Genomic DNA, 425 nt, shown 5'->3' on the forward strand with positions numbered 1-425 from the left:
GCAATAGAGAGGAAAACGTATGAAGCCATGATGGAGCATTTCCGCATTCTGACAGCCAAAGTCGATGCCCTGTGTCGGGAGTGTGACGAGAAGCGTATCGGCAGGTGGCTGGACAATCAGGATGTCTGCCAAATCTTGAACATCAGTTTGCGTACCCTGCAAACCTATCGTAGCAACCGAATGTTGCCCTATACGCAAATAGGGTATAAGATGTTCTATAAACCGGAGGATGTCGGAAAACTGCTCGAACGATCCTCCGCTTTATAACCAATAAACAATCTAACCACTAAATCCAACGTAAATATGAACAATGACGTAAAGACAAAGAACGACAAAGAGATTGCGTACTTTTTCAACGCCGGCGACCGCATGATGAAAGGCATAGATGCTCTGCGGAAAAAGAACAGACCTCTGCTTAACGGTCA

Annotated in this window: 1 protein-coding gene and 1 pseudogene; both read left to right on the forward strand. The window is 45.6% G+C overall.

Translation table 11 applies throughout. The features are described from left to right. Nucleotides 1-3 precede the first annotated feature (3 nt). Nucleotides 4-267: a helix-turn-helix domain-containing protein gene (locus JT26_RS06555; protein ID WP_036847920.1), complete on the forward strand. Its 264-nt coding sequence runs from the start codon at nucleotides 4-6 to the stop codon at nucleotides 265-267. Between the two features lie 36 nt (nucleotides 268-303). Next, nucleotides 304-425 (forward strand): annotated as a pseudogene (locus JT26_RS11135) (DNA-binding protein); the annotation flags it as partial.

It is taken from the genome of Porphyromonas sp. COT-108 OH1349 (assembly GCF_000768755.1).
GTDB classification, from domain to species: Bacteria; Bacteroidota; Bacteroidia; order Bacteroidales; family Porphyromonadaceae; genus Porphyromonas_A; species Porphyromonas_A canoris.